1 protein-coding gene is annotated in these 582 nt (G+C 46.7%); it reads right to left on the bottom strand.

Features of this window, described 5'->3' with window-relative positions:
* The coding region (locus V6C27_14795; GenBank protein MEG6617655.1) for a pyruvate formate lyase family protein at positions 1-582 on the bottom strand (582 nt) is incomplete at both ends.

A 582-nucleotide genomic window follows, 5' to 3' on the forward strand; every position in this document is an offset into this window, starting at 1 on the left:
CCCTTGCTTGGTGCCATGCCACTTCATCATGCCCCGTCTTAAAACAAATTCAATGGCAATGGGCCATTGGGTATAACCGGTGGATGTCCACTGATAGATGCGACCGGATTTTTGCGGTTCAACACAACCCATCAGGCAATAATCCCGGGCGTCTTCAATGGAGAATCCCTTGGCCAGCATCATTTTTATATGGGTATCATCAAAGTGACAGGCGGGGAAGCCAAGCCCTGCTTTCACAACCTCCACAATTTTCTTCATATATTCTTGTGGTGAATTGTTGTGAATCCGACAGGCAAGGGACGGTTGATACATCTTGGTAAAACGAACAGCATCCATAATCAGATAAGTCAGTTCGTTGGTGGCGTCACCACCGGTTCTCTTCTGTCCACCCACCGTCAAGTTGATAAAGGGTTGATAGCCGGCAAAATATTTTGCTCCGGCTTCGCTGGACAACCACATCACTTCGGAACATTTAATAATGAAACAACTCATCAGTTCAAAGGCTTCCAGTTTGTTGAGGCGGCCCGCTTCCATATCGGCTTTAAACATGGGATAAATGTATTGATCCAAGCGTCCCAAGGA

The sequence above is a fragment of the Peptococcaceae bacterium 1198_IL3148 genome (assembly GCA_036763105.1).
GTDB lineage: Bacteria > Bacillota > Desulfotomaculia > Desulfotomaculales > Desulfohalotomaculaceae > JBAIYS01.